Origin of the sequence: Kitasatospora sp. NPDC051702, assembly GCF_040681575.1 — a bacterium.
Taxonomy (GTDB): domain Bacteria; phylum Actinomycetota; class Actinomycetes; order Streptomycetales; family Streptomycetaceae; genus Kitasatospora.
In genome coordinates, this window is the sequence record NZ_JBFAZB010000026.1 from 24,501 (window position 1) to 48,172 (window position 23,672).

Below are 23,672 nucleotides of genomic sequence, written 5' to 3' on the forward strand. Positions count from 1 at the left end.
ACGGCCACCGCCGCCGTCGTCACCGACCTCCGGAACTGACGCCCGTGTACGTCGCGGACTCCCGCAGCTCCAAGGCTCCCGCCGGCCCTGGCCCTGGCCCCGGCCCTGCGCCCGGCCCCGGCCCGGCCGCCGCCCCCGGCCTCCCGGGGCGGCGCGGCGCCGCCTGGCGCGCCGTGCCGGGCACCGTCCTCGCCCTCGGCGCCGTCAGCCTGGTCACCGACGTCTCCTCCGAGATGGTCAGCGCCGTGCTGCCGCTCTACCTGCTCACCGGCCTCGGTCTCTCCCCGCTCGGCTTCGGCCTGCTGGACGGCATCCAGAACGGCTTCAGCGCCCTCGTCCGGCTCGCGGGCGGCCACCTCGCCGACCGTCGCGGCCGCGACGGGGCCGCCCGGCACAAGGCCGTCGCCGCCGTCGGCTACGGGCTGTCGGCGCTCTGCAAACCGCTGCTGCTGCTCGCCCACACCGTGCCGCTGATCGGCGCCGTGATCGCCGTCGACCGCACCGGCAAGGGCCTGCGCACCGCCCCCCGGGACGCGATGATCTCGCTCGCCACCGAACCCGCCCACCGCGGCCGGGCGTTCGGCGTCCACCGGGCGATGGACACCGCCGGCGCCCTGCTCGGCCCGCTCACCGCCTTCCTGGTGCTGCGGCTGGCCGGTGGCCCGCTGCTCGCCGACGGCGGCGAACGACACGGCTACGACGCGGTGTTCACGGTCAGCGCCTGCATCGCCGTCCTGGGCGTGCTGATCCTGCTGCTGTTCGTGCCCGGCCGGCAGCCGGCCGACGAACCGTCGGCCGCCGCCCCCTCGTTGCGCGACAGCCTCACCCTGCTGCGCCTGCCCGGGCTCCGCCGGCTCACCCTCTGCGCCGTACTGCTCGGCCTCACCACCGTCAGCGACTCCTTCCTCTACCTGCTCGTCCAGCGGCGGCTCGACCTCCCCACCCACCTCTTCCCGCTGCTGCCGCTCGGCACCGCCGCGGCCTTCCTGCTGCTCGCCGTCCCGCTCGGCGCGCTGGCCGACCGGATCGGCCGCCGCCGGCTCTTCCTCGCCGGGCACGCGCTCCTGCTGCTCGCGTACGGGCTACTGCTGTTCTCGCCGGTCAGCGGGGTGCCCGCGGTGGTCTGCGTGCTGCTGCTGCACGGCGCCTTCTACGCCGCCACCGACGGGGTGCTGGCCGCCGCGGCGGCGGACGCCGTCCCGGCCGAGCAGCGCGGCGCCGGGCTCGCGCTGGTCGGCACCGGGCAGGCGCTGGCCCGGTTCGCCTGCTCGCTGCTGTTCGGCGCGCTGTGGAGCGCGGTCGGCGGGACCGCCGCGCTGGGCTGGTCGGCCGGCGCGCTCGCGCTGTGCGTGCTCGGTGCGACGGCGGTGCTGCGCGAGGCCGGGGGGCCCGACGAGCCCGGGACGGCCGCGTCCACGCCGACCACGTCCGCGCCGCCCGCGTCCGCTCCGATTCCGTCCGAGACCGCCGCATCCGAGACCGTCGCCCCCGAGGACCCCAGGTGAACCGACTCCAGAACCGGACCAGAGTGCTCGTCCTGCTGGTCGCCGTGCTGCTGCTCGGGGCCGTCGGCACCGGGGCCGTCCTCCGCGCGGCCGACCGCACCGCCCGCCGCGACCAGGACCAGCCCGGCGGCCCCGCCGTCACCGAGGGCACCGTCACGCTCGGGGATCCCGCGGGCGGGCGACGACTCGTCTTCCGCAACATGGCCTGGGGGCCGCACCGCGACGAGCTGACCGCCGTCCCCGCGGACCGGCCCGACGGCCCGCGCACCGCCTCCGGCGTCCGGTGCCTGCGCTTCTACGCCGCCGCCGGCACCGGCATCTGCCTCCAGGCCCAGCACGGCGCCCTGGAGGACACCTACCGCGCGGTCGTCCTCGACGACCACCTGCGCGAGCGCCGCGCCTTCCCGGCCGCCGGCATCCCCACCCGCTCCCGGGTCTCGCCGTCCGGCCACCTCGCCGCCTGGACGGTCTTCGTCAGCGGCGACTCGTACGCGGGGACCGACTTCTCCACCCGCACCTCCATCGTCGACGTCCGCGACTGGAACCTGCGGGAGAACCTCGAGGAGTTCGCCGTCGTCAAGGACGGCAAGCCGTACCAGGCCCACGACGTCAACATCTGGGGCGTCACCTTCGCCGACGACGAAGCCTTCTACGCCACCCTCGCCAGCGGGGGCCGGACCTACCTGGTCCGCGGCGACCTCGCCGCCCGCACCCTCACCACCCTGCACGAGAACGTCGAGTGCCCCTCGCTCTCCCCGGACGGCACCCGCATCGCCTACAAGAAGCGCGTGCCCGGCCTGTCCGCCGACGCGCCCTGGCGCCTCTACGTCCTCGACCTCGCCACCATGACCGAGACCGCCACCGCCGAGCAGCGCAACATCGACGACCAAGCGGTCTGGTCCGGCCGGGGCGACCTGCTCTACGCCCTGCCCGGTGACTACGGCGCCGACCTGTGGACCGTCCCCGCCGACGGGAGCGGCGCCGCGCGGCGGGTCACCGAGGCGGCTCTAGCCCCCGCCTACCAGGGCTGAGGAACTCTCGGATACGGTCCCTCGTCGAGCACAATGACGTCCTGATCGAACGGGGGAACGAGAACCGTGGACGGCATCCCACCGGAGCGGACGGTCACCGACTCCTGGCCGGTCCTGCACGGCCGACCGGTCCTGCGGCGCACCGTCGCCGTCGGGCTGGTGCTCTGCGTCTCCGTCGCGGCGGCCCTGGTCGTGCGCGGCGTCAACTCGCTGACGATCGGGCTGGACGGCCGCGAGACGGACCGCGACCGCGCCGAACTGCTCGCCGGCCTCCACCCCTCCCAGCACCCGGGCGCCGACCGGTACTACGTCCCGGTCGGTGCCGTGTACACGCGCACCGCGGACGGCGCCCCCGTCGCCTACCTGCACTACCGGGTCACCGGCCGGGGCGTCGGCCTCGGCGACTTCCTGCGCACCTACGACCTCCCCGCCCCCGGCGCCGCGGCCCCGCTGCCGCCCGACCTCGCCGAGGCCCTCGGCGGCGACGAGCCGGTCGAGGCGCCGGAGCTCCCGGAGACCGCCGCGGACGTCCCGCCGCCCTCGCCGACCCCGGCGCCCACGCCCACGGCCATGCCCTCGCCGACCCTGACGCCCACGGCCACGCCGGCCCCGCTGGTCGCGGCGACGGTCACGCCCGGCTCGTCCCCGGCCACGGTGGCCGACGCGGCGTCCCCCGGCCTCCTGGCGGCCGACACCGATCCGGGTGCCCCGGACGGGGATCCGACCGGAGACCCGGACGCGGACCCGGATCCGGGCGCGGATCCGGACGCCGCCCCGGACTCCGAGCCCCGGACGGACACCGAGCCCCGGCCGGGCCCCGACGCCGGGACGGCCGACCCGGTGCCGCCCACCCCCGACCCGTCACCCACCCCCGCCCCTGAAGTGACGGTGACACCCTCGCCGGCGCCCACGACGACCGCCGGGCCGAGGCCGACGCCCGCCCGCACCCCGGCCACCGCCCGCCGCATCTACGTCGCCACCATCCCGGGCGGCCCCCCGGGCGCGGCCGACATCTACGTCCGGGCCAGCGGCTGAGCGCGGCACCACCCGCACGCCCGAGGCCCCGCCGGTGAACGGCGGGGCCTCGGGCTGTTCTGAGGGGGGGGTGGCGCGGGGGTGGGCCGTCCGGTGTCCGGCCGGGCGGCTCAGCCGGTCAGGCCGGCGACGGCCGCGACGGTGACGGGGTGTCCCATGGTCTCGATGCGCCAGGCCGCGAGGGCCTGGTAGGCGGGGGAGCCGTACCAGCCGTGGGCGTCGGCCTCGGTGGGGAACTCCAGGATCGCGGTCCTGGTGTACGCGGTGTCCCCCTCCAGCCGGGCCGGGGCGCCGAAGGCGAGCAGTCGGCCCCGGTAGGGCTCCATCGTGGCGCCGACGTTGGCGAGGTAGTGGCCGAGGGCGGCGTCGGGGGTCAGGTCGGTGCGGGTGATGACGACGTAGTGCACGGTGTGTTCCTCGTGTTCCTTGATCCGGGTCAGTCGGTCAGTCGGTCAGTGGGGCGGCGGGTCAGCGGGCGGCGGGTACGACGGGGGTGACGGGTACGGCGGGTGTGCGGGGCGCGGCGGCCGTGCGGGGGGTGACCCGTTCGGCGGTGCCGGTCGCTGCGGCGGCCTCGCCCGGTGCCGCGGGGGCCGGCCGCCGGGCCGGTGCCTGGCCCGCGAACATCGCGCCGAGGGCGAGCAGCAGCCCGAGGAGCTGCCATCCGGTGAGGGTCTGGCCGAGGACGACGAGGCCGCCGACGGTCGCGACCACCGGGTTGACCAGTCCGAGGAAGGAGGTCGGCCCGGCACCCAGCCGTTCGATGCCGCGGAACCAGAGCACGTACCCGAGGGCGGTGCTGAACAGTCCGAGGTAGGCGAAGCCGGCCAGGTTGGCGGCGCTCAGTGCGGGCGGCGCACCCTCGACCAGGCCGGCGAGCGGTACCAGGAAGAGCGAGCCGGCCAGCAGCTGCCAGGCCGTCAGGTCGAGCAGCGTGGCACCCTCGGGGCGGCCCCAGCGCCGGGTGAGGACGGTCCCCGTGGCCATCAGCGCGATCGCGGTGACCATCGCGGCGATCCCGACGCCGTCCAGCCGGGCGCCGGCCTTCAGCACCAGCAGGGCGACGCCGCCGAGGCCGGCCAGCCCGGCGAGCAGTGCCCGCCGCCCCGGCCGCACCCCGAGCACGCCGGCCGAGAGCCCGGCGACGAGCAGGGGCTGGATCGCCCCGATGGTGGCCGCGACGCCGCCGGGGAGCCGGTAGGCGCCGACGAAGGTGAGCGGGAAGAACAGTCCGATGTTCAGCATGCCGAGCACCGCCGCCCGCCCCCACCAGCGCCCCTTGGGCAGTCTGCGGCCGATCAGCAGCAGGAGCAGCCCGGCCGGCAGGGCGCGCAGGGCGGCGAGCAGCAGCGGCCGACCGTCGGGCAGCAGCTGGGTCGTCACCAGGTAGGTCGTGCCCCAGGCCGCCGGTGCGAGCGCCGCGGTGACCGCTACTCCTGCTCGGGTCCCGAACATGGAATCCCCCTCAACGTTGATTATCTGAACGTTGAGATAAGTTCTACGCCCCGAAGTGAGTGAACGTCAAGTATGTGAATGTTAAGATAGTTGTCGGCGGTCCGCCCGGGCCGTAGGGAGGTGGCCGACCATGCAGCAGCGCGACACCGTCGACGACATCGTGGACCAGTGGACCAGGACCCGCCCGGACCTCAACGCCGAGGCCATCGGTCTGATCGGCCGGATGCGACGCCTCAACATCCGGGTCGACGGCGCCCTGCGGGAGTACTTCGCCTCCTGCGGTCTGGACTCCTCCGAGTTCGACGTCCTGGCCACCCTCCGCCGCTCCGGCGAGCCCTACGAGCTCAACGCCCGCGCCCTGCTCAAGGCCGCGATGGTCACCTCCGGTGCCATCACCAACCGGGTCGACCGGCTGTCCGCCAAGGGCCTGGTCGAGCGCGGCCCCTGCCCGGACGACCGCCGCGCCGTCCTGGTGCGCCTCACTCCGGCGGGCAAGGAGCTCATCGACTCCGCCCTGGACGGCCACGTCCGCAACGAGGAGCGCATCCTCGCCGCCCTCGACCCCGCCGAGCGCGCCCGGCTCGACGCCCTGCTGCGCAAACTCCTCATCGCCCACGGCGACACCGAGCCCCTCTAGCCGCACCCTCCGCGGCGGCGCACGGGTCGTCCACCCGCGCGCCGCAATCGCGATTGACTTCGGATCGTGTTCCGAACTAGCGTCGATGCATGGCGACCCTCACCGTGTCCTTCTCCGACCTGTCGAAGAACTCCAAGCGCGTCGCGGACACCGTGGCGCGGGCCCAGCGCGTGCACGTCACGCGGCGTGACGGCGAGGACCTGTACCTCACCACGGAGCGTCATGACCGTCAGCGCGAGGAGACGGCGGACGTCACCGCCCGGCTGTTCACCGCGCTGATCGGCAGCGACGAGGGCGCGCGGGCCGTGCTCCTGGCCCTGCCCGCCGTCTTCCCCTGGGTCAGGCACCTGTCCGCGCAGGAGGTGCGCGAGTTCGTCGTCGACCTGGTCGACGCCACGCGCGACGTCGTCGAGCTCGACGTGCACGCCAATCTGCACCGCGTGATAGCGGAATGGCGCGCCACCGCCAGAGTGCTGGCGGATCCCGACCTGGCCGCCGAGCTCGGCAGCCCCCTGCCCGGCCTCGATCACGGAGAGGTGATCGAGCCGTGAGCCCCAAGCGAGGAGAAGACGTCGCACCGCCGGCGGTCGGCGCCGAGTGGCGGCTGCGCTTCGGCACCAGCGAGGCGGCCAAGGGCTGGGGCGAGCTGTGCGCCGAGGCCCCGGGCAACACCCGCCGCTGCTTCGAGGCGCTGCGGGCGAACCCCCTCGCCAGGTCCGACCCCGATCGGCAGCACCGCCTCCGTGGGCGCCTGGCGACCCGGGTCTTCGGGGGTGTCGAGCTGCCGCAGTGGGAGTACGAGGTGACCGCCGGCGGCCGGGTGCGGTACCTGGTGGACGAGGCGGCCCGCACCGTGCACCTCGTCTACGCCTCGCCCCGGCACCCGAAGGACACCGACACGTAATCGGCCGCCGGGGCAGGCCGCCTGACGGGAAGTCGACAGGGGTGGGTCTGGGGTCGCCCGGGAGCCCTATACTCCGGGTGCGCGATCGGCCAAGGGGGAGAGCATGAGCGTGGTCGTCCTCGTCGTACCGGTGGTCCTGCTGCTCGTGCTGCTGGTGGTGCGGGTGGTGTCGCTGCCGCTGCTGGTCTGGATCCAGCGGGGGGAGCGGCAGCGGGCGGCGGCCGCCGTGGGCGCGGGTGCGCCGGCCAGTCTGGCGCCGTTCATCGCCGCGCCCGTCGTGGGGCTCGTCTGCGTGGTGGGGCTGGAAGTTCTGCTGTTCGCCGGCGAAACGCCCCTCCTGCGGATGCTGCGGGAGCCGATCGACCCCGACAACGCGCGCTACCTGGGCGTGGCGGCGCACCTGGCGCTGCACACGGCGGAGCCCTGGTACCTCGCCCCGGCGGTCTCGGCCCTGGTGCTCTGGTTGCTGTTCTGGTACCTGACCCAGCGCAACCTGCTGACCCGCCGCATGCCGGCACGGGTCTGGGCGGCACGCGCCACCCGGCTCCGGGTCCTGGCCCTGCTCGCCGCCCGTGCGGTGATCGGCGCGTTCGTCCTGCCGTACTGGCTGATCCTGGCCGTCATGCTGTTCCAGATCGGCGCGACGGTCACCAGCAGGAAGCACGAGCCGGTCGTCGCCGGGCCGGACACCGCCGCGCCGGCCGCACCGACCGCGCCGACGGCACCCGTGAGCCACGCGGTCGCGGCCACCCCGCCGCCGCCGTACGTCCCGACGCAGCACGTTCCGGCGGCCCAGCCCGCCCAGCCCGCCCAGCCGTTCGCGGCGCCCGCCCAGCCGGCCCGGCCTCTCGCCGGGCAGCCCCTCGGGCAGCACGAGCCGCGGACGATCGGCGGCTACCAGCTGCTCGGGCGGATCGGCTCCGGCGGCATGGGCACGGTGTACCTGGCGCAGCGCCAGGGCTCCGCCACGCAGGTCGCGCTGAAGACCATCAACCTCGAACTGCTCACCGACACCGAGCTGTTGCGCCGCTTCCAACGGGAGTCCGAGGTGCTGGCGATGGTGCCCGGCGCCTACACCGCCCGGGTGCTCGACTCCGGGGTGGACGCCGGCCGGCCCTTCCTGGCCATGGAGCTCCTGGACGGCCGCCCGCTGGACGTCCACCTGCGCGAGCAGGGGCCGATCCGTTCCGCGGAGGCGTTGCGCGCCCTCGCGCTGGCGCTGGCGGTGGCCCTGTCCGGAGTGCACCGGCTCGGGCTCGTCCACCGGGACCTCAAGCCCGCCAACATCATGCTGACCACGGCCGGCCCGCGGCTGCTCGACTTCGGCATCGCGGCGATCGTGGACGGCACCCGGCTGACGATGACCGGCGGCGGGCCGGGCACGCTGACGTACATGGCGCCGGAGCAGTTCGGGGACGAGCCGGTCGGCACGGCCGCCGACGTGTGGGCCTGGGCGTGCTGCGTGGTGTGCGCGGCGCACGGCGCCAGCCCGTTCGCGGCGACCAGCACGGGGGCGGTGATCCGCCGGATCGTGGACACCGGGCCCGAACCGGCCGCGCTGGCGGCGGTCCAGGCCCTCGACCCGGCGCTCGCGGCCGTCGTCACCCGTGCCCTGGCCGTCGACCCGGCGGAGCGCCCGGCGGACGGCACCGGCCTGCTGGCCGCGCTGGAGGCGGCCCGGTCGACGGCGCCGGACCCGGCGGCCCTCCACGAGCAGATCACCCGGGGCTGGCGGACCCTCGCGCTGTAGGGTCCGACCTCAGGCTTGCGCGGGTGCGGCCAGTCGTGCGGCGATCAGCCCGGCGCAGTCGCCGGGTGCGGTCCGGGAGGTGTCCACGAGCAGGTCGTACGAGACGCCCCGGTGGACGGACTCGGCCTGGGCGGCCGCCATGCCGGGGACCCGGTCGCCGCGCGCGGCCTCCCGGGCGGCGGCCACGGCCGGCTCGCAGCGCACGCCGACCCAGAGCACGTCCAGGCCGTCCAGCGCGGCGCGCCACCGCTGCTGCGAGGCGGCGCCGCCGAGGAAGACCTCGTCCACCACGATCCGCGCCCCGGCCCGGGCCATCGCCGCGACGCCGAGCGTCCAGGCGGCGTCCAGGGCCGCGAAGGCCGCTCCGACGCCGACCGTGCCGTCGCCGTCCGCCAGGCCGCCGATGCCCTCGCCGCCGTCCCGCAGCCGGGCCGGCAGCGCGTCGACCAGGGTGTCCGCGCCGAGGTGCAGCCACGGGTCCGGGAGCCGTTCCTGGAGGAGCCGGGCGATGCTGGACTTGCCGGAGCTGGAGCCGCCGTTGAGGACGATCACGTGCATGCCCACATCCTAAGGACGCTCCCTAGGGGCGGGCGTCCCGTTCCGTCCCGGCGTCGAACGCCGCCGCGGCCGCCGCGAACGAGGCCGCCAGGGCGGGCGATCCGGCCCAGTGCAGGTGGAGGTAGGAGGCGTGCACGGTGCCGCCGGCGAAGCCCTCGGTGCGCGGGCCGGTGGGCAGGTGCCAGCCCCAGGCGGGGTGGTCGCCGGCGCCCGGTTCGCAGACCGTCCGGTGGAACTCGTGGCCGCGCAGGCGGGTGCCGGCCGGGGCGAGCGGGGAGTCGTGCAGGGCGACGGCCTCCCGGTAGCCGAGGGTGAGGCGTTCGGTCATCCGGGCGCCGGTGTCCAGGACGCCGCACATCGGCAGGCCGTCCAGTTCCCGCCCCAGGTAGAGCAGTCCGGCGCACTCGGCGGCGATCGGGCCGCCGTCCGCGGCGAACGCGGCGATGGCGCCGCGCAGTTCGGCGTTCCCGCTGAGCTCCCGCACGTAGAGTTCGGGGAACCCGCCGCCGATGACGAGGCCGGCGGTGCCCTCCGGCAGCGCGGAGGCGTGCAGCGGGTCGAACGGGACGACCTGCGCGCCCGCGGCGGTGAGCAGTTCGGCGTTCTCGGCGTACGAGAAGGAGAACGCGGCCCCGCCGGCCACGGCGATCCGCGGCGCCCCGGGGACGGGTGCGACCTCGGCGGTCGGGTCCCACGGGTCGGCGGCCAGGTCGGGTGCGGTGCGGGCGAGTTCGAGCAGCGCGTCCAGGTCGACGGAGGAGGCGACGAGCTCGCCCATGTCGGCGACGGCCTTGAGGGCCTCCGCCGAGCGTTCCACCGCGGGGATCAGCCCGAGGTGGCGGGAGGGCGTGGCGACGGCGGCGGAGCGGCGCAGCGCGCCGAGGACGGGGACGCCGGAGCCCTCCTCCAGGGCCTCCCGCAGGAGGTGCTCGTGCCGGTCGGAGGCGACCCGGTTGAGGATCACCCCGGCCAGCCGGACCTCCGGGTCCCAGGAGGCGAAGCCGTGCACCAGCGCGGCCACCGAGCGGGACTGCGAGGAGCCGTCGACCACCAGCACCACCGGGGCCCGCAGGAGCTTGGCGACGTGGGCGGTGGAGGCCAGCTCGCCGCGCCCGGACGCCCCGTCGAACAGGCCCATGACCCCCTCGACCACCGCCACGTCCGCCCCGGCCGCGCCGTGCAGGAACAGCGGTGCGACCCGTTCCGGCCCGCAGAGGAAGGCGTCCAGGTTGCGGCCCGGGCGCCCGGCGGCGAGCGCGTGGTAGCCCGGGTCGATGTAGTCGGGGCCGACCTTGTGCGGGGACACCGCCAGCCCGCGCGCGGCGAGTGCCGCGATCAGGCCGGTGGCGACGGTGGTCTTGCCGGCGCCCGAGGAGGGCGCGGCGATGACGAGGCGGGGGATGTTCACGTTCTCGGGGCTACCACTCGATACCGCGCTGGCCCTTGCGGCCGGCGTCCATGGGGTGCTTCACCTTGGTCATCTCGGTGACCAGGTCGGCGGCGCCGGTCAGCGCCTCGGGTGCGTACCGGCCGGTGATGACGACGTGCTGGCTGCCGGGGCGGTCCTCGAGCACGGCCACCACCTCGGCCGGGTCGATCCACCCCCAGTGCATCGGGTAGGTGAACTCGTCCAGCACGTAGAAGCGGTAGGTCTCGGCGGCGAGGTCGCGCTTGACCTGCTCCCAGCCCTCCTTGGCCGCCTCCTCGCTGGTCATCTCCTGCTCGGCGGAGCGCTGGATCCAGGACCAGCCGGAGCCCATCTTGTGCCAGTCGACGGTGCCGCCCTCGCCGGAGGCGCCGAGGACGCGCAGTGCGTTCTCCTCGCCGACCTTCCACTTGGCGGACTTCACGAACTGGAACACCCCGACCGACCAGCCCTGGTTCCAGGCCCGCAGCGCCATGCCGAAGGCGGCCGTGGACTTGCCCTTCCCGGGGCCGGTGTGCACGGCGGTGATCGGCTGGGTACGGCGCTGACGGGTCGTCAGGCCGTCGTCGGGGACGCTTTCGGGGACACCCTTGGGCATGTCGGCTCAGGCCGCCTTTCGCATCGAGGTGGTGACGGGTCGGTTGGCGCGGACGAGCGAGGCGACGCCCTCGGCGCGCAGCTCGTCCAGGCTGACGGCGCTGCCGCCGAGCAGCCCGGCCAGGGTGCGGGCGAGGCCGAGGCGGACGGGGCCGGACTCGCAGTCCAGCACGACGCTGGCGGTGCGCTGGGCGGCGAGGAGCCCGGCGGCACGCCGGGAGTCGGCGAGCGCGTCGCGTCCGCCGGTGGCGCGGCCGTCGGTCACCAGGACCAGCAGCGGCCGGCGGTCGGGGTCGCGGAGCCGTTCCACCCGCAGCACCTCGTGCGCGCGCAGCAGCCCGGCGGCCAGCGGGGTCCGGCCGCCGGTGGGCAGCGACTCCAGCCGGGCCGCGCCGACCTCCACGGACGAGGTGGGCGGCAGGGCCAGCTCGGCGCCGGTGCCGCGGAAGGTGATCATGCCGATCTTGTCGCGGCGCTGGTAGGCGTCCATCAGCAGGGACAGCACGGCGCCCTTGACGGCGGTCATCCGCTGCCGGGCCGCCATCGAGCCGGAGGCGTCCACGACGAACAGCACCAGGTTGGACTCGCGGCCGCGGCGCACCTGCTCCCGGAAGTCGTCCTTGTGCAGCACCAGGGCGCGGCCGTCGCGCCCGCGGGCGACCTGGTGCGGCGCGGCGGCCTGCAGGGTGGCGGTGAGGTGCAGCCGGCTGAGGGTGCCCTGCGGCCGGCGGGCGCGCACGGTGTGGCCGGCGCTGGTCTCGGCGGGGGAGCGGCGGCCCTGGGCGCCGCGGCCGGTGCCCTGGACGGTGAACAGCCGGGTCCGGTACGGGTCGCCGGCCGCGACCGGCGCCGACTCCCGGGCGGGGGCGGGGTGCTGGGCCGGGACGGGCTGCGGCTCGGGTGCTCCGGCCTCCGCCGGGGCGTCCGCGGGGGCGGGCTCCGGGGCGGAGGTCTCCGGGGCCGCGTCGCCGGTCGGCTCGGGTGCGCCGCCGCCGTCGGGGCCGCCGTCGCCCGGGCCGCCGTCACCGCCGCCGTCCGGGCCGTCCCCGTCCGGGTCGCCGCCGTCGGGGCCGTCGCCCTCCGGCTCGGGTTCGGGCTCGGTCTCCGGCTGGGCGTGCTCCTCCAGCGTCCGTTCCAGCTGCTCCTCGTCCAGCCCCGGGGCGTCGAAGGGGTTGCGGCGGCGCCGGTGCGGCAGGGCCAGCCGGGCGGCCTTGCGGACGTCCTCCTCCAGCACCTCCGTGCGTCCGTCCCAGGCGGCGAGCGCGACGGCGGTGCGGGCCATCACGATGTCGGCGCGCAGCCCGTCCACCTCGAACGCGGCGCACACCGCGGTGATCTGCCGCAGTGCGGTGTCGGTCAGCTCGACCTCCGGGAGCAGCTCCCGGGCGGCGGTGATGCGCCCGGCGAGCGCCCGCTCGTCCTCGGCGAACCGCGCGGCGAAGCCGGCCGGGTCCGCGTCGTAGGCGAGCCGGCGGCGGACCACCTCGGCCCGCTCGGCGGGCTCCCGGGTGGCGGCGATCTCGACGGTGAGGCCGAAGCGGTCGAGCAGCTGCGGCCGCAGCTCGCCCTCCTCCGGGTTCATCGTGCCGACCAGCAGGAAGCGGGCCGCGTGCCGCACCGACACGCCCTCGCGCTCGACGTAGGAGCGGCCCATCGCGGCGGCGTCCAGCAGCAGGTCCACCACGTGGTCCTGCAGCAGGTTGACCTCGTCGATGTAGAGCACGCCGCGGTGCGCCTTGGCGAGCAGCCCCGGCTCGTACGCCTTGACGCCCTCGGCCAGCGCCCGCTCGAGGTCGAGCGAGCCGACGATCCGGTCCTCGGCCACGCCGACCGGCAACTCGACCAGCTGGGACGGGCGTTCGTGGCTGCCGGCGGCCGGGTGCGGGCCGTCCGGGCACTGCGGGTCCGGCCCGGCCGGGTCGCAGGCGAAGCGGCAGCCGTCGACGGCGGCGATGGACGGCAGCAGGCCGGCCAGGGCGCGCACCATCGTCGACTTCGCGGTGCCCTTCTCGCCGCGCACGAGCACGCCGCCCACGGCCGGGGAGACCGCGTTGAGCAGCAGCCCGAGCCGCAGGTCGGCCATGCCGACGATCGCGGTGAACGGATAGCGGACGTCACTCATGCATACTCCCCAGGTGCCCCGGGCGCCAGGAACGGCAGCGATCCGGCCGCCGGCACCCCGCCCTCGATCAGCTTCCAGAGCGCGTCGGTGTCCGCGTGCTCCTCGATCAGGTCGCCCAGCCGGTCCAGCCGGGCCTCGCGCGCCTCGGCGAAGGACGTGTCCGGCGCGGGCACGAACGCGCGGCCCGCCGATCCGGCGACCTCGCGCAGGAGTTCGCGGCGGAACCCGTCGTTCTCCAGCGCGCCGTGCCAGGTGGTGCCCCAGACCTGGCCGACCCGGCAGCCGTCCAGGAAGGGCTCGCCGCCCTCCACCTCGACCACCCCGTGGTGGATCTCGTAGCCCTCGACCCGGTGCCCGTACGCCTCGCCGACCGGCCGGCCGAGCACCTTCTCGGCGCCGAACCGCACGCGCGTCGGCAGCAGTCCGAGACCGGCGACCTCGCCGGCCCCGGACTCCACCTCGTCGACGATCGAGCCCGCCAGCATCTGGTAGCCGCCGCAGACCCCGAGCACCGGCAGCCCGGCCGCCGCGCGGGCCTTCAGCGCCGGTTCCAGGCCGCGCTCGCGCAGCCAGGCCAGGTCGGCGACGGTGGCCCGGGTGCCGGGCAGCACCACCAGGTCGGCGTCGGCCAGCTCCTCCGGCCGGGTCGCCCAGCGCACCAGCACGCCCGGCTCCTGCGCGAGCGCGTCCACGTCGGTGAAGTTGGAGAGCCGGGGGAAGCGCACCACGGCCACCCGCAGCACGTCCGCGCCGAGCGGGCCGCGGCCGTCCACCCGGTCCACCACGGTCGACAGGTCCAGCGAGTCCTCGGCGTCCAGCCACAGGCCCGGCAGCATCGGCAGGGTGCCCAGCACCGGGCGGCCGGTCAGCCCGTGGAGCATCTCCAGCCCGGGGGCGAGCAGCCGGGCGTCGCCGCGGAACTTGTTGACGAACCAGCCGGCCACGTGCCGCTGGTCCTCCGCGGACAGCAACGCCAGCGTCCCGTACATGGCCGCGAAGACGCCGCCGCGGTCGATGTCGCCGACCACCACCACGGGCAGTCCGGCCGCGGTGGCCAGGCCCATGTTGGCGATGTCCCGGTCGCGCAGGTTGATCTCGGCGGGCGAGCCGGCGCCCTCGCAGACCACCACGTCGTAGCGGCGGCGCAGGTCCGCCAGGCACTCCAGGGCCCGCTCCAGCAGGACGGGCTTGCGCTCGCGGTAGTCCAGCGCACCGACCTCGGCGACCGGCCGGCCGAGCAGCACGACCTGGCTGCGGCCGTCGGCGCCGGGCTTGAGCAGCACCGGGTTCATGGCCGCCTCCGGCTCCACCCGGGCGGCCTGCGCCTGCATCGCCTGGGCCCGGCCGATCTCGGCGCCGTCGGCGGTGACGAAGGAGTTCAGCGACATGTTCTGCGCCTTGAACGGCGCCACCGCGACCCCGCGGCGGGCCAGCCAGCGGCAGATGCCCGCCGTCACCACGCTCTTGCCCGCGTCCGAGGTCGTCCCTGCGACCAGCAGCGCGTTGCTCATGCCCGTCCCTTTCCGCTTCTGCTTCCGCGGCCGGCCAGCAGTCGCAGTGCGACGTGCCCCGCCACGGTCGTACCCAGGGCCAGCGCGCCCACCCTCCGGGAGAGCACGCAGGCCCGCTCGATGTCGTCCACCGTGACCGGCCGCAGTTCGGCGCCCAGGACGGGTCGGTGCTCGACCCGCTCGCCGTACTGCAGGGTGCCGCCCAGCCGGACGCCGACCGCGCCCGCGAAGGCGGACTCGGCCTGGCCGGCGTTCGGGCTCGGGTGCGCCGAGCCGTCCCGGCGCCAGACCCGCCAGGCGGTGCGCGGCTGCGGCGCGGCGGCGACGGTCAGCAGGGCGGTCAGCCGGGCGCCCGGCCAGCCCGCCACGTCGTCCAGCCGGGCCGAGGCCCAGCCGAACCGGGCGTGGCGCGGCGAGCGGTGGCCGACCATGGCGTCCAGGGTGTTCACCGCGCGGAACGCCAGCAGCCCCGGCGTGCCCGCCAGCGCGCCCCAGACGAGCGCGTTGACGACGGCGTCGGCGGTGTTCTCGGCCACCGACTCGACCACCGCGCGGGCGATCTGCTGCTCGTCCAGCGCGCTCGGGTCGCGGCCGCACAGGTGCGGCAGCCGGGCCCGGGCCGCCGTCAGGTCGCCCGCGGCCAGCGAGCGGCCGATGGTGCGGGCCTCCCGGGTCAGCGAGGTGCCGCCGAGCACCGTCCAGGTCGCGGCGGCGGCCAGGGCCGCGCGGCCGAGCGGGCGCCGGCCCGCGGTGCGGTCCAGGGCCACCGCGGCGGCGGCCACGGTGCCCGCGCACAGGGCCGTGTAGCCGGCGCCGGTCGCCCGGTCGTCCCGCCAGAGCCGGCGCTCGAGCCTGGCCGCGGCGGAGCCGAAGACGGCCACCGGGTGGCCGCGGCGGGGGTCGGCGTAGCGGGCGTCGGCGGCGTAGCCCGCGAGGGCGCCCAGCGCGAACGCCGCCGCGCGGGTCAGCGGGCGCACGTCGGGTGCGGCGGGTTCGCGGGGGCGGCGGCCGGGTGCGGCGGGACCGGGGGGTGCGGCGGAAGGCAGCGTCGGGTCCGGCGGGGCGGGGCAGCCTGCATCGCGTGCGTGTCCTCACTCAGGGTCCGCGCCCTGGCTCGACGTAGCGGGGGCGAGAGTCTCCTGGCTTCCGGGTCGGACGCACCCCCGGGCCTTCCAGCGGCTTCTGACGGCGCGCCGTGGCAACCTGCCGAGCGTGCTCCCCGGTGACAGTGGCGGGACCGCGCCGGACTCGCACCGGCTTCCTCTGCATGCCTCCGTTTGGCCCCCGGATCCCATCACGCGGCCGAACCGGGAGTCAACCGAGGTCACGGAGGGGTTGGTCACACGGGACCGGGGGCCGCGGGGCGGCCGCGGGCTCCCGGCCGGGCGGCGGCGACGGGCGGCGGGGCCCGCGTCGGCACCTCCGTCGGTACCTCCGATCCGCCCGCCCGCAGGGGCATGACACCCTGTGCGATCGTCCAGCGGTCCGTAGGGACCTCCAGGGCCGCTTCGTGTGTTCGGCGGCTGGGGCCCGCCGCCACCCGCACCTACCGTTCGTTCCCATGCGACGCAGACAGCCCCCCGCCCTGCCCCCGGTGCCGTTCTCGCCGGGCGCCGCCCGAGCCCACCGGGCCGGCCTCGGCCTGACCCCCGACCAGGTCGTCGGCGGGATGGCCGCGCACGGCGTCCGCCTGCTGCCCACCCACGTCCTCGCCTGGGAGAGCGGCGAGCTGCGGCCGACCGAGGAGGAGTTCATCGCGCTGGCCCGCGCGCTCTGGTGCCCCGCCGTCCAGTTGATGGGCACCCGCCCCACCCGGCTGCGGGACTTCCGGGTCGCCCGCGAACTCCACCAGGACGCCGCCGCCCGCCGGATCGGGGTCGCCCTGCGCCGCTACCAGGACGCCGAGCTGACCGGCCGGTGGGACGGCGACGAGGCCCAGACCCACGCGCTCGCCCAGGTGCTCGGCCTGCGGCTGCGCGAGCTCGTCGACGTCACCGGCCGCCGCGAGGAGCTCGACCGGTGCCTGCGCCAGTGCGTGGACGGCCGCTGGCAGGCCCACGTCCGGGCCGTCGCCCGGATCGTGCCGGTCCACGAGGACGACCTGGCGGCCGTGCTGACGGCCCTCCAGCAGGAGAACCAGGTCTCCTCCCACTGGGGCAGCGGCAGCTGGGGCTCCCCGGCCGCCGCGGTGCCGGACCCGGTCCGCGAGCAGCCGTTGGCGGAGCGCTTCTGGGAGCTGCTCGGGCGGCGCCGGACCGACATCCCGGTCTGACGCCGCGGCCCGCCCCCGCCCGCCCCCGCCTGCCCGCGCCGAACCGCCGCCCGTACCCCTCCAGCCCGCCCGTCTCCCGCCCGCCGCCCACACCCCCGCCGGCCGCCCCGTCGTGCCCCGGACGGCCCAGCCCGGTGGCCGCCCGCCCGCCCTCCCGGTGAACTGGTGCTCGAACACCGTCCGGTCCAAGACCGTCCGACCGTCAGAGCGGGGAGCGATATGCGTTGGGGAACCGCGGCCGTCGTGGCCGCCGCCGCCGTCGGTGCCGGGGCCGCCGTCCTGGTCATCGGCCGCCGGGCCTCCGAACGGACGGTCCGCCCGGCCGCCGCCGTCGAGGGCTCCGGCCCCGTCCTGGTGCAGAGCCTGGCGGCCGGCCGGATCACCTTCACCCGGCGCCCCGCGAGCCTGCGCCCGGGCCGCTGGGCGGTCGAGTGGGACGACCACGGCCACGCCGTCGTCGAGGACGTCCTGCACAGCGACGAGCAGGGCGTGACCCGCAAGCTCCTGCGCGCCGACCGCGGCACCCTCACACCCGGCACCGAGGTCCGCTTCACCCCGCGCGTCCACCTCGGCGACCCGACCGCGGCGCTCGGCCTCCCGTACCGCGAGACCGCCGCGGACGGCGAGCTCGGCGCGCTGCCGGTCTGGTTCCTCGGCGGCAAGCGCGGCACCTGGGTGATCCTGGTGCACGGCCCCGGCGGCGACCGGCAGCAGACCCTCCCGGTGCTCCCCGTCCTGGACCGGCTCTCGCTGCCCGCCCTGGCGGTCACCTACCGGGGTGACGAGGGCGCCCCGGCCTCGCCGGACGGGCTCAGCCACTTCGGCGAGACGGAGTGGCGCGACGTCGAGTCGGCGATGCGCCTGGCGCTGGACAACGGGGCCGGCCGGGTCATCCTGTACGGCTGGTCGGTGGGCGCCACCATGGTCCTGCAGGCGGCGGCCCGCTCCTCCTGGGCGCACGCGATCAGCGGGATCGTGCTCGACTCGCCCGTCCTGGACCTGCCCGCCACCGCCCGCCGCCGCGCCGCGCGGGCCGGGTACACCGGCCCCGCCGCCGAGCTCGGCGCGCTGGCCGCGGAGGGCCGCACGGGGGTCGACCTCGCCGACTTCACCCGGATCGCCGAGGGTGCCGACCTACGGGTGCCCACCCTCCTGATGCACAGCCCGGACGACCAGCTCGCCCCCTTCCGCAGCGCGGAGCGCCTCGCCGGGCTCCGCCAGGACGTGGTCAGCCTGCAAACCTTCCCGGGGGCCGACCACGCCGCGCTCTGGAACTCGGCCCCCACCCACTACACCGAACTCCTGCGCCGCTGGCTCACCCCCCTGCTCTGATCCGTCCGGGCGGCGACCGCCCCCCGCGGCCGCCCGCGGGAGGCGCGGCCGGTGCGGAAACGCCGGCGCGCAAAGGCGGCTGCGGAAAGGCGGGGTGGAGAGGCGGGGTGGACGCGGCCGGCGGCACCCCGGGGCCGGTGTCGTTCGAACGGCCGACTTCCGACGGCACCCGCTCCCCGCCGGCCCTCGTCGGCCGTGTGCGGAAAGTCGGCCGGGCCGACTTTCCACGCCATTCCCGGTGGTCGCGCCGGGCCGTTCCGGCGGCTCCGGAATTCCTCGCGGCGGCCGGTTCCGGACGGGTGCGGAATGCCGTTTCAGCCGGATTTCCGCACCGTCACCCGCATGATCGGCAAACGCCGTCAATCGTCCCCGAAGATCCTCGCCGCGGCCCGTGCCGGGGTGGCCGACGGGCACGGAAAGTGACCGGACGGACGGGGAGCGCGACCGGCGCCGAGGCCCTCCCGCCGGGCTGGCATGGCCCCGCCACACGTTTCCGGCCAGGCGGTTTGCCTCTGTTGCCCGATCTTGTGGAGGTGCTGTGGACGACAGCCCGTCCGTACGGCCAACCGGATGTGACAGAAGGCCGGTACAAGGGGAAGACTGCTCGACGTGACGTCTCGGAATCCGCGCGACCGTGATGCCCCGCTCCCGCCGACGATCGGTACCGGTGCGACGGTGACCCGTCTCCCCGGTACGGCCCACCGGCCCGCCGGTGGCAGGCCGGGCGGGGCCGGGGTACCCCGCCGACGAGGTCCGGCTCCTGCGCCCGGTCGCGGCCGGGTCCCGGTGCCCGAGGGCTTCCCGGCGCCGGCCGAGCTGGCGCCGCTGGCCCGCCGGATGCTGGTGGACGCCGTCCGGATCGCCCGCTGGGCGGGCGATCTGGAGGAGGTCGACAAGCGCGGCGAGCTGCTGCCGGACGACGCCCGCGCGGCCGGCCGGGCGCTGGCCATGACGGTCGGCGCCGCCACCAAGGCGTGGGGTCAGGCCCTGCTGGTCGGCCTGGTCGAGGCCCGCGACGGCGGTGCCGGGCCGGGCTGGCGCCTGCACGCCTGGGAGCACGACGACGAGGCGGTGGTGCGCGGCTGGTCCGCGCTGTTCGACGCCTGGACGCTGCTCGCCCCGGTGCCGCCGGCCGCCCTGCGCGGCGTGTTCGCGGTGCTGGCCGGCCAGGCCGTGGACCAGGCCCCGCAACTGCTCTCCTTCCTGCACCTGGTGGCCGCCCCGGTGGCGGACAGCGAGCTGCTGGAGCTGCTGCGCCGCGGCCTGGACGAGCGCCGGGTGGGCGGGACGGACGGTTCCGGCCTGTCGCCGGTGCCGCACGCGGCCTCCGCCGTGTCGGCCGTCCGCGGCACCTGCCGGGAGCCGCAGATCGACACCCCGCCGTCGCCCGCCGACGTCGCCGCCGTCCTGGACTGGATGCTGGACGGCCTGACGGCCGTCGGCGCGGTGGAGCGCCGGGACGACGCGGCCGAGCTGTCGCCGCTGGGCCACTGGGCGGTGCGGGCGAAGCTGGAGGAGATCTGCACCGTCGCGCAGACCGCGGCCGGGCACATCGAGCAGAGCGCCTTCGAGCTGCTGAACGCCTGCGCGGACTACTCGCCGGGCCCGGCCCGGGCGGAGTTCCGCGCCTGGGTGGCGGCCCGTCCGGCGGACCGCGCGGTGGCGGAGCTGCTGGACGCCGCGCAGGGGGACGACGCGCTGGTGCGCGGGCTGGCCTTCGAGGCGCTGCGGGTGGCCGGCGGCCCGGCCGAGCAGGCGGTGCGGGCGGCGGTCGACGAGCCGGTGCTGCGCCCCTACGCGCTGCTGTGGCTGGCCGAGCGGGCCGACGAGGGGGTGTCCCCGGCGGACGTGCTGGGGGCCGAGGACGCGGCCTGGCTGTGGGTGGACACCGCGGCGGCGGTGCTGGACCACGGCGAGACGGAGCTGCTGGTGGGCCACGTCGAGGGCGCCTCGGCGGGTGATCCGGTGCGGCTGTTCGCCCGGGCCCGGCAGTCGGGGCACCCGCGGGCGGCCTCGGTGCTGACGGCGGTCTCGGGCGTGCACCCGGATCCGGGCGTGGCGCGGGCGGCCCGTCGTTCGGCCTTCAGCGTCCACACCGGCGGCGCGTAGCCCGGCGTCCGCACCGGGCCACGCGTGGCGCGGCGCCCGGACGGAGCACAACGGGAAGGGCCCCGGATCCTGGTGGATCCGGGGCCCTTCCCGTTGTGCTCGGGGCGGGCTCAGCCGAGCCGGGACTCCGCCCGCCGGGCGCGGACGTCGCCGACCTTCTGCCCGACCTTGCGCCGGATGACCAGCAGCGGGGCCATCGCGGCGAGCGTGATCTGGGCGAACGCGCCGACGTGCATCAGCGCGTCGCCACCGGGCAGGCCGGTGGCCCAGGCCGCCAGGCAGCCGATCGAGACGACGATCCAGCAGAGCGTCGCGGTGGCCAGCAGCCCCTGCGGCTTCGGGTACTCGATCCGGCTGACCATCAGGTACGCCGCGCCGAAGATGGCGAGCAGACCGGGCAGGAACGGCGGGTCGAGCAGCACGATGGCGATGACCGTCATCGCGCCCATCGGGCAGGGCATGCCCTGGAACACCCCGGGCCGCATCTTCACGGCCGAGAAGCGGGCCAGCCGCAGGACGACCGCGAGCAGCACGGTCAGCGCGATCAGTGCCGAGAGCTTGCTGTTGGAGCCCTGGGAGACCATGCCCCAGACCGCGACGAAGTAGGCCGGCGCGATGCCGAAGCTGATCAGGTCGGCCAGGTTGTCGAGTTCCGCTCCGAGGGCGGAGGAGCGCAGCTTGCGCGCCACCAGGCCGTCGAAGAGGTCGCACATCGAGCCGATGAGCAGCAGGGTCACCGCGGTGGCGGCGCTGTGCCGGTCGGGTGCGGCGTCCGGGTTGGTGATGTGCGGGACGAGGACCCCGGTGGTGATCGAGTAGATCGCCAGGAAGCCGCAGACGGCGTTCCCCAGGGTCAGGAAGTCGGCGGTGGACAGGTGCTGGGGAGAGCGCGGGGCGCGCAGCTCGCGGTCGCGCGCCCAGCGGCGGCGGCGCAGGGCCGTCTCCTCGTCGTCCAGGCCGACGATTGTCTCAGGATCAGTCACGGTCAAGGCGCGTCACCCCGGCTGTGGTCTTCTGGCCGACCTCGACGCCGACCTCGACGCCGGCCGGCAGGTAGGTGTCGACCCGGGAGCCGAACCGGATCAGGCCGATCCGGTCGCCCTGCTCGACCTTGGTACCGGCGGCCACGTACGGCACGATGCGGCGGGCCACGGCCCCCGCGATCTGCACCATCTCGATGTCGCCGAGCTCGGTGTCGAAGTGCCAGACGACCCGCTCGTTCTGGTCGCTGTCCTTGTTGAACGCCGGGACGAAGCCGCCGGCGACGTGCTCGACGGAGGTCACCGTGGCGGGCAGCGGCGCGCGGTTGACGTGGACGTTGAGCGGGCTCATGAAGATCGCGACCCGGGTGCGGCCGTCCGGCCAGGCGTCGATGCTCTGCACCACGCCGTCGGCGGGCGAGATCACTCTGCCCGTGCCGATCTCACGCTCGGGGTCGCGGAAGAACCACAGCATGCCGGCGCCGAGCGCGCAGGCGGGAACCGCCGCCAGGGCCCACTTGCCGCTGCGCCGGGTGAGGGCGGTGGTCACGGCGGCCGTGGCGAGGGTGGGGACGAACCAGGGGGTGGCTCCGCGCGCGATGGTCACGCGGGGTCGCCGACCGGCCGTCGTGGCTGCGAGGGCATCGCGGTCCGTGACGGAGGAGTGAGGGGACGGGCTGATGGGCATCGAAGACCTTTGTCGCGGGGGATCATGGCCGCTGGACGGGGGCCACCGCGGGATCGGGTAATAGAGGGACGGCTTGCTGTCCCGGTGGATGCTATCGGGAGCACACGGTGGGTGGGCAACCCGCCTGCTCGTTCATGTGTCCGGGGGAGGCGCGTCTGCGCGTCCCACCCCTACGACCGTAGCTCGACCCGGTCCGGTTCCCAAGGGACCGGACGCGGCTGGTGACTCTTGTCTCAGCGGGGGTGCCGGCGGAACCCGGGGGGCGGAGCGGCCCGTACGCGCCCTGGCGAGGGTGTGCGGAAGCGGCCGCAGGGCGCGTCGTTGCAGCTGTACGCCCTGCGGCCGCTTCCGGCGGGCCGTGCCGGACCCCAGGCGGACCAGGCCGGGGCCGTGGTGGGCACGGCGGGGTGCCGGGACGGGCCCGCACGCCCGTCGACCGGCGGTTCGGAGGTGCCGACCCGGCCGTCCGCGGCGGCCCGGGGGCCACGTCGTCCGGGCGGGTCGACCGGGTGCTCAGTCGGCGATCCGGTACTCCTCCAGGAGCCGGCGTCCGACGATCATCTTCTGGATCTCCGCAGTTCCTTCACCGATGAGCAGCATCGGGGCCTCGCGGTAGAGCCGCTCGATCTCGTACTCCTTGGAGAAGCCGTAGCCGCCGTGGATGCGGAAGGCGTCCTCGACGACCTCCTTGCAGTACTCGGAGGCGAGGTACTTGGCCATGCCGGCCTCGAGGTCGTTGCGCTCGCCGCTGTCCTTCTTGCGGGCGGCCATGACCATCATCTGGTGGGCGGCCTCGACCTTGGTGGCCATCTCGGCGAGCTTGAACTGGATGGCCTGGTGCTCGGCGATCTTCTTGCCGAAGGTGGAGCGCTGCTGGGCGTAGGAGATGCCGAGCTCGAAGGCGCGGCGGGCGACGCCGCAGCCGCGGGCGGCGACGTTGACGCGGCCGACCTCGACGCCGTCCATCATCTGGTAGAAGCCGCGGCCGGGCACGCCGCCGAGGACGCGGTCGGCCGGGATCCGGACGTCCTGCAGGACGAGCTCGGTGGTGTCGACGCCCTTGTAGCCCATCTTCTCGATCTTGCCGGGCACGGTCAGGCCGGGAACCTTCGGGTTCGGGCCGAAACCGGCCTCCTTCTCGATCAGGAAGGTGGTCATGTTCTTGTACGGCGTGTTGCCGCCCTCGTCGGTCTTGCACAGGACCGCGACGAGGGTGGAGGTGCCGCCGTTGGTGAGCCACATCTTCTGGCCGTTGAGGACGTAGCAGTCGCCGTCCCGGACGCCCTTGGTGGAGATGGCCGAAACGTCGGAGCCGAGGCCGGGCTCGGACATCGAGAAGGCGCCGCGGATCTCGCCGGCGGCCATCCTCGGCAGGAAGTGGTCCTTCTGCTCCTGGGTGCCGTGGGCGTTGATCATGTGCGCCACGATGAAGTGCGTGTTGACGATGCCGGACACGCTCATCCAGCCGCGGGCGATCTCCTCGACCACCAGGGCGTAGGTGAGCAGCGACTCGCCGAGGCCGCCGTACTCCTCGGGGATGGTCAGGCCGAACAGCCCGAGCTGCTTCATGCCCTCGACGATGGCGGTCGGGTACTCGTCCTTGTGCTCCAGCTCGGTCGCGACCGGAATGATCTCCTTGTCGACGAAATCCCGCACGGTGGCGAGGATGTCCCGCTGGATCTCGGTGAGGCCGTCGGTCTGTGCGAGGCGTCCCATCGTGCGGCTCCGAAAGGTCTGGGGGTCGGGGGGAAGTCGTGGAT

General features: G+C 75.7%; 21 protein-coding genes and 1 riboswitch. Of the genes, 10 read left to right on the top strand and 11 right to left on the bottom strand.

From position 1 onward, the window contains the following. The first annotated feature begins 44 nt into the window (after window positions 1–44). From AB0N04_RS21790 to AB0N04_RS21800, 3 genes are all read left to right on the top strand, one after another. A complete protein-coding gene (locus tag AB0N04_RS21790) occupies window positions 45–1,505 on the top strand; it encodes an MFS transporter (protein ID WP_360211691.1) in 1,461 nt (486 codons plus the stop codon). Further along, window positions 1,502–2,536 (top strand): TolB-like translocation protein, encoded by a 1,035-nt coding sequence (locus tag AB0N04_RS21795; protein ID WP_360211693.1) that lies wholly within the window; start codon window positions 1,502–1,504, stop codon window positions 2,534–2,536. The genes AB0N04_RS21790 and AB0N04_RS21795 overlap by 4 nt, the downstream gene beginning before the upstream one ends. 66 nt (window positions 2,537–2,602) lie before the next feature. Beyond that, on the top strand, window positions 2,603–3,571 hold the full coding sequence (locus AB0N04_RS21800; protein WP_360211695.1) for a hypothetical protein: 969 nt from the start codon (window positions 2,603–2,605) through the stop codon (window positions 3,569–3,571). Between the two features lie 110 nt (window positions 3,572–3,681). On the opposite strand, the gene AB0N04_RS21805 is transcribed toward AB0N04_RS21800, so the two are convergent. Both AB0N04_RS21805 and AB0N04_RS21810 read right to left on the bottom strand, forming a co-directional pair. Further along, entirely contained in the window at window positions 3,682–3,978 is a 297-nt protein-coding gene (locus AB0N04_RS21805; protein WP_360211698.1) for a DUF1330 domain-containing protein, read from the bottom strand. Window positions 3,979–4,039: 61 nt separating this feature from the next. Further along, window positions 4,040–5,026, bottom strand: a complete 987-nt coding sequence (locus AB0N04_RS21810) for an EamA family transporter (protein WP_360211701.1) — start codon at window positions 5,024–5,026, stop codon at window positions 4,040–4,042. 130 nt (window positions 5,027–5,156) lie between these two features. Here AB0N04_RS21810 and AB0N04_RS21815 point away from each other — a divergent pair, with 130 nt between their 5' ends. The 4 genes from AB0N04_RS21815 to AB0N04_RS21830 all read left to right on the top strand — a co-directional run bounded on the left by AB0N04_RS21815 (window position 5,157) and on the right by AB0N04_RS21830 (window position 8,317). After that, window positions 5,157–5,663 carry a MarR family transcriptional regulator gene (locus AB0N04_RS21815; RefSeq protein WP_360211704.1) on the top strand — a complete coding sequence of 169 codons (507 nt, stop codon included), beginning with the start codon at window positions 5,157–5,159 and terminating at the stop codon, window positions 5,661–5,663. Window positions 5,664–5,752: 89 nt separating this feature from the next. Then, window positions 5,753–6,214: a prevent-host-death family protein gene (locus tag AB0N04_RS21820; RefSeq protein ID WP_360211707.1), complete on the top strand. Its 462-nt coding sequence runs from the start codon at window positions 5,753–5,755 to the stop codon at window positions 6,212–6,214. After that, complete coding sequence (locus tag AB0N04_RS21825; protein WP_360211710.1) at window positions 6,211–6,567, top strand: hypothetical protein; 357 nt, start codon at window positions 6,211–6,213, stop codon at window positions 6,565–6,567. The genes AB0N04_RS21820 and AB0N04_RS21825 overlap by 4 nt, the downstream gene beginning before the upstream one ends. A 103-nt stretch (window positions 6,568–6,670) precedes the next feature. Further along, window positions 6,671–8,317: a serine/threonine-protein kinase gene (locus tag AB0N04_RS21830; RefSeq protein ID WP_360211713.1), complete on the top strand. Its 1,647-nt coding sequence runs from the start codon at window positions 6,671–6,673 to the stop codon at window positions 8,315–8,317. A 9-nt stretch (window positions 8,318–8,326) separates the two neighbouring features. Here the strand turns inward: AB0N04_RS21830 and cpt are convergent, their stop codons facing one another. The 6 genes from cpt to AB0N04_RS21860 are packed head-to-tail and all read right to left on the bottom strand — an operon-like array spanning window position 8,327 to window position 15,508. Next, on the bottom strand, window positions 8,327–8,869 hold the full coding sequence (cpt, locus tag AB0N04_RS21835; RefSeq protein ID WP_360211888.1) for a chloramphenicol phosphotransferase CPT: 543 nt from the start codon (window positions 8,867–8,869) through the stop codon (window positions 8,327–8,329). Window positions 8,870–8,897: 28 nt separating this feature from the next. Further along, window positions 8,898–10,283 (bottom strand): cobyrinate a,c-diamide synthase, encoded by a 1,386-nt coding sequence (locus AB0N04_RS21840; RefSeq protein WP_360211716.1) that lies wholly within the window; start codon window positions 10,281–10,283, stop codon window positions 8,898–8,900. Between the two features lie 10 nt (window positions 10,284–10,293). Then, window positions 10,294–10,899, bottom strand: a complete 606-nt coding sequence (gene cobO / locus AB0N04_RS21845) for a cob(I)yrinic acid a,c-diamide adenosyltransferase (RefSeq protein ID WP_360211719.1) — start codon at window positions 10,897–10,899, stop codon at window positions 10,294–10,296. Between the two features lie 6 nt (window positions 10,900–10,905). Continuing rightward, window positions 10,906–13,020: a putative cobaltochelatase gene (locus tag AB0N04_RS21850; RefSeq protein WP_360211722.1), complete on the bottom strand. Its 2,115-nt coding sequence runs from the start codon at window positions 13,018–13,020 to the stop codon at window positions 10,906–10,908. Beyond that, window positions 13,017–14,531 (bottom strand): cobyric acid synthase, encoded by a 1,515-nt coding sequence (locus AB0N04_RS21855; RefSeq protein WP_360211725.1) that lies wholly within the window; start codon window positions 14,529–14,531, stop codon window positions 13,017–13,019. Before AB0N04_RS21855 ends, AB0N04_RS21850 begins: the two co-directional genes overlap by 4 nt. After that, window positions 14,528–15,508: a cobalamin biosynthesis protein gene (locus AB0N04_RS21860; protein ID WP_360211728.1), complete on the bottom strand. Its 981-nt coding sequence runs from the start codon at window positions 15,506–15,508 to the stop codon at window positions 14,528–14,530. Before AB0N04_RS21860 ends, AB0N04_RS21855 begins: the two co-directional genes overlap by 4 nt. Before the next feature lie 155 nt (window positions 15,509–15,663). After that, window positions 15,664–15,796: riboswitch (cobalamin riboswitch) on the bottom strand. Between the two features lie 296 nt (window positions 15,797–16,092). Here AB0N04_RS21860 and AB0N04_RS21865 point away from each other — a divergent pair. From AB0N04_RS21865 to AB0N04_RS21875, 3 genes are all read left to right on the top strand, one after another. After that, the gene (locus AB0N04_RS21865; protein WP_360211731.1) at window positions 16,093–16,803 is read left to right on the top strand and encodes a transcriptional regulator; all 711 of its coding nucleotides are present in this window, start codon (window positions 16,093–16,095) and stop codon (window positions 16,801–16,803) included. 219 nt (window positions 16,804–17,022) lie between these two features. After that, complete coding sequence (locus tag AB0N04_RS21870) at window positions 17,023–18,135, top strand: prolyl oligopeptidase family serine peptidase (RefSeq protein ID WP_360211734.1); 1,113 nt, start codon at window positions 17,023–17,025, stop codon at window positions 18,133–18,135. A gap of 786 nt (window positions 18,136–18,921) precedes the next feature. Further along, the gene (locus AB0N04_RS21875; RefSeq protein ID WP_360211737.1) at window positions 18,922–20,244 is read left to right on the top strand and encodes a hypothetical protein; all 1,323 of its coding nucleotides are present in this window, start codon (window positions 18,922–18,924) and stop codon (window positions 20,242–20,244) included. 110 nt (window positions 20,245–20,354) lie between these two features. Here AB0N04_RS21875 and AB0N04_RS21880 read toward each other — a convergent pair whose 3' ends face one another. The 3 genes from AB0N04_RS21880 to AB0N04_RS21890 form a co-directional block, all read right to left on the bottom strand. Continuing rightward, window positions 20,355–21,179 (bottom strand): CDP-alcohol phosphatidyltransferase family protein, encoded by an 825-nt coding sequence (locus AB0N04_RS21880; protein ID WP_360211890.1) that lies wholly within the window; start codon window positions 21,177–21,179, stop codon window positions 20,355–20,357. Between the two features lie 40 nt (window positions 21,180–21,219). Continuing rightward, window positions 21,220–21,912 carry a phosphatidylserine decarboxylase gene (locus tag AB0N04_RS21885; protein ID WP_360211740.1) on the bottom strand — a complete coding sequence of 231 codons (693 nt, stop codon included), beginning with the start codon at window positions 21,910–21,912 and terminating at the stop codon, window positions 21,220–21,222. A gap of 513 nt (window positions 21,913–22,425) precedes the next feature. Continuing rightward, window positions 22,426–23,628 (bottom strand): acyl-CoA dehydrogenase family protein, encoded by a 1,203-nt coding sequence (locus AB0N04_RS21890; RefSeq protein ID WP_360211742.1) that lies wholly within the window; start codon window positions 23,626–23,628, stop codon window positions 22,426–22,428. Between the last annotated feature and the right edge of the window lie 44 nt (window positions 23,629–23,672).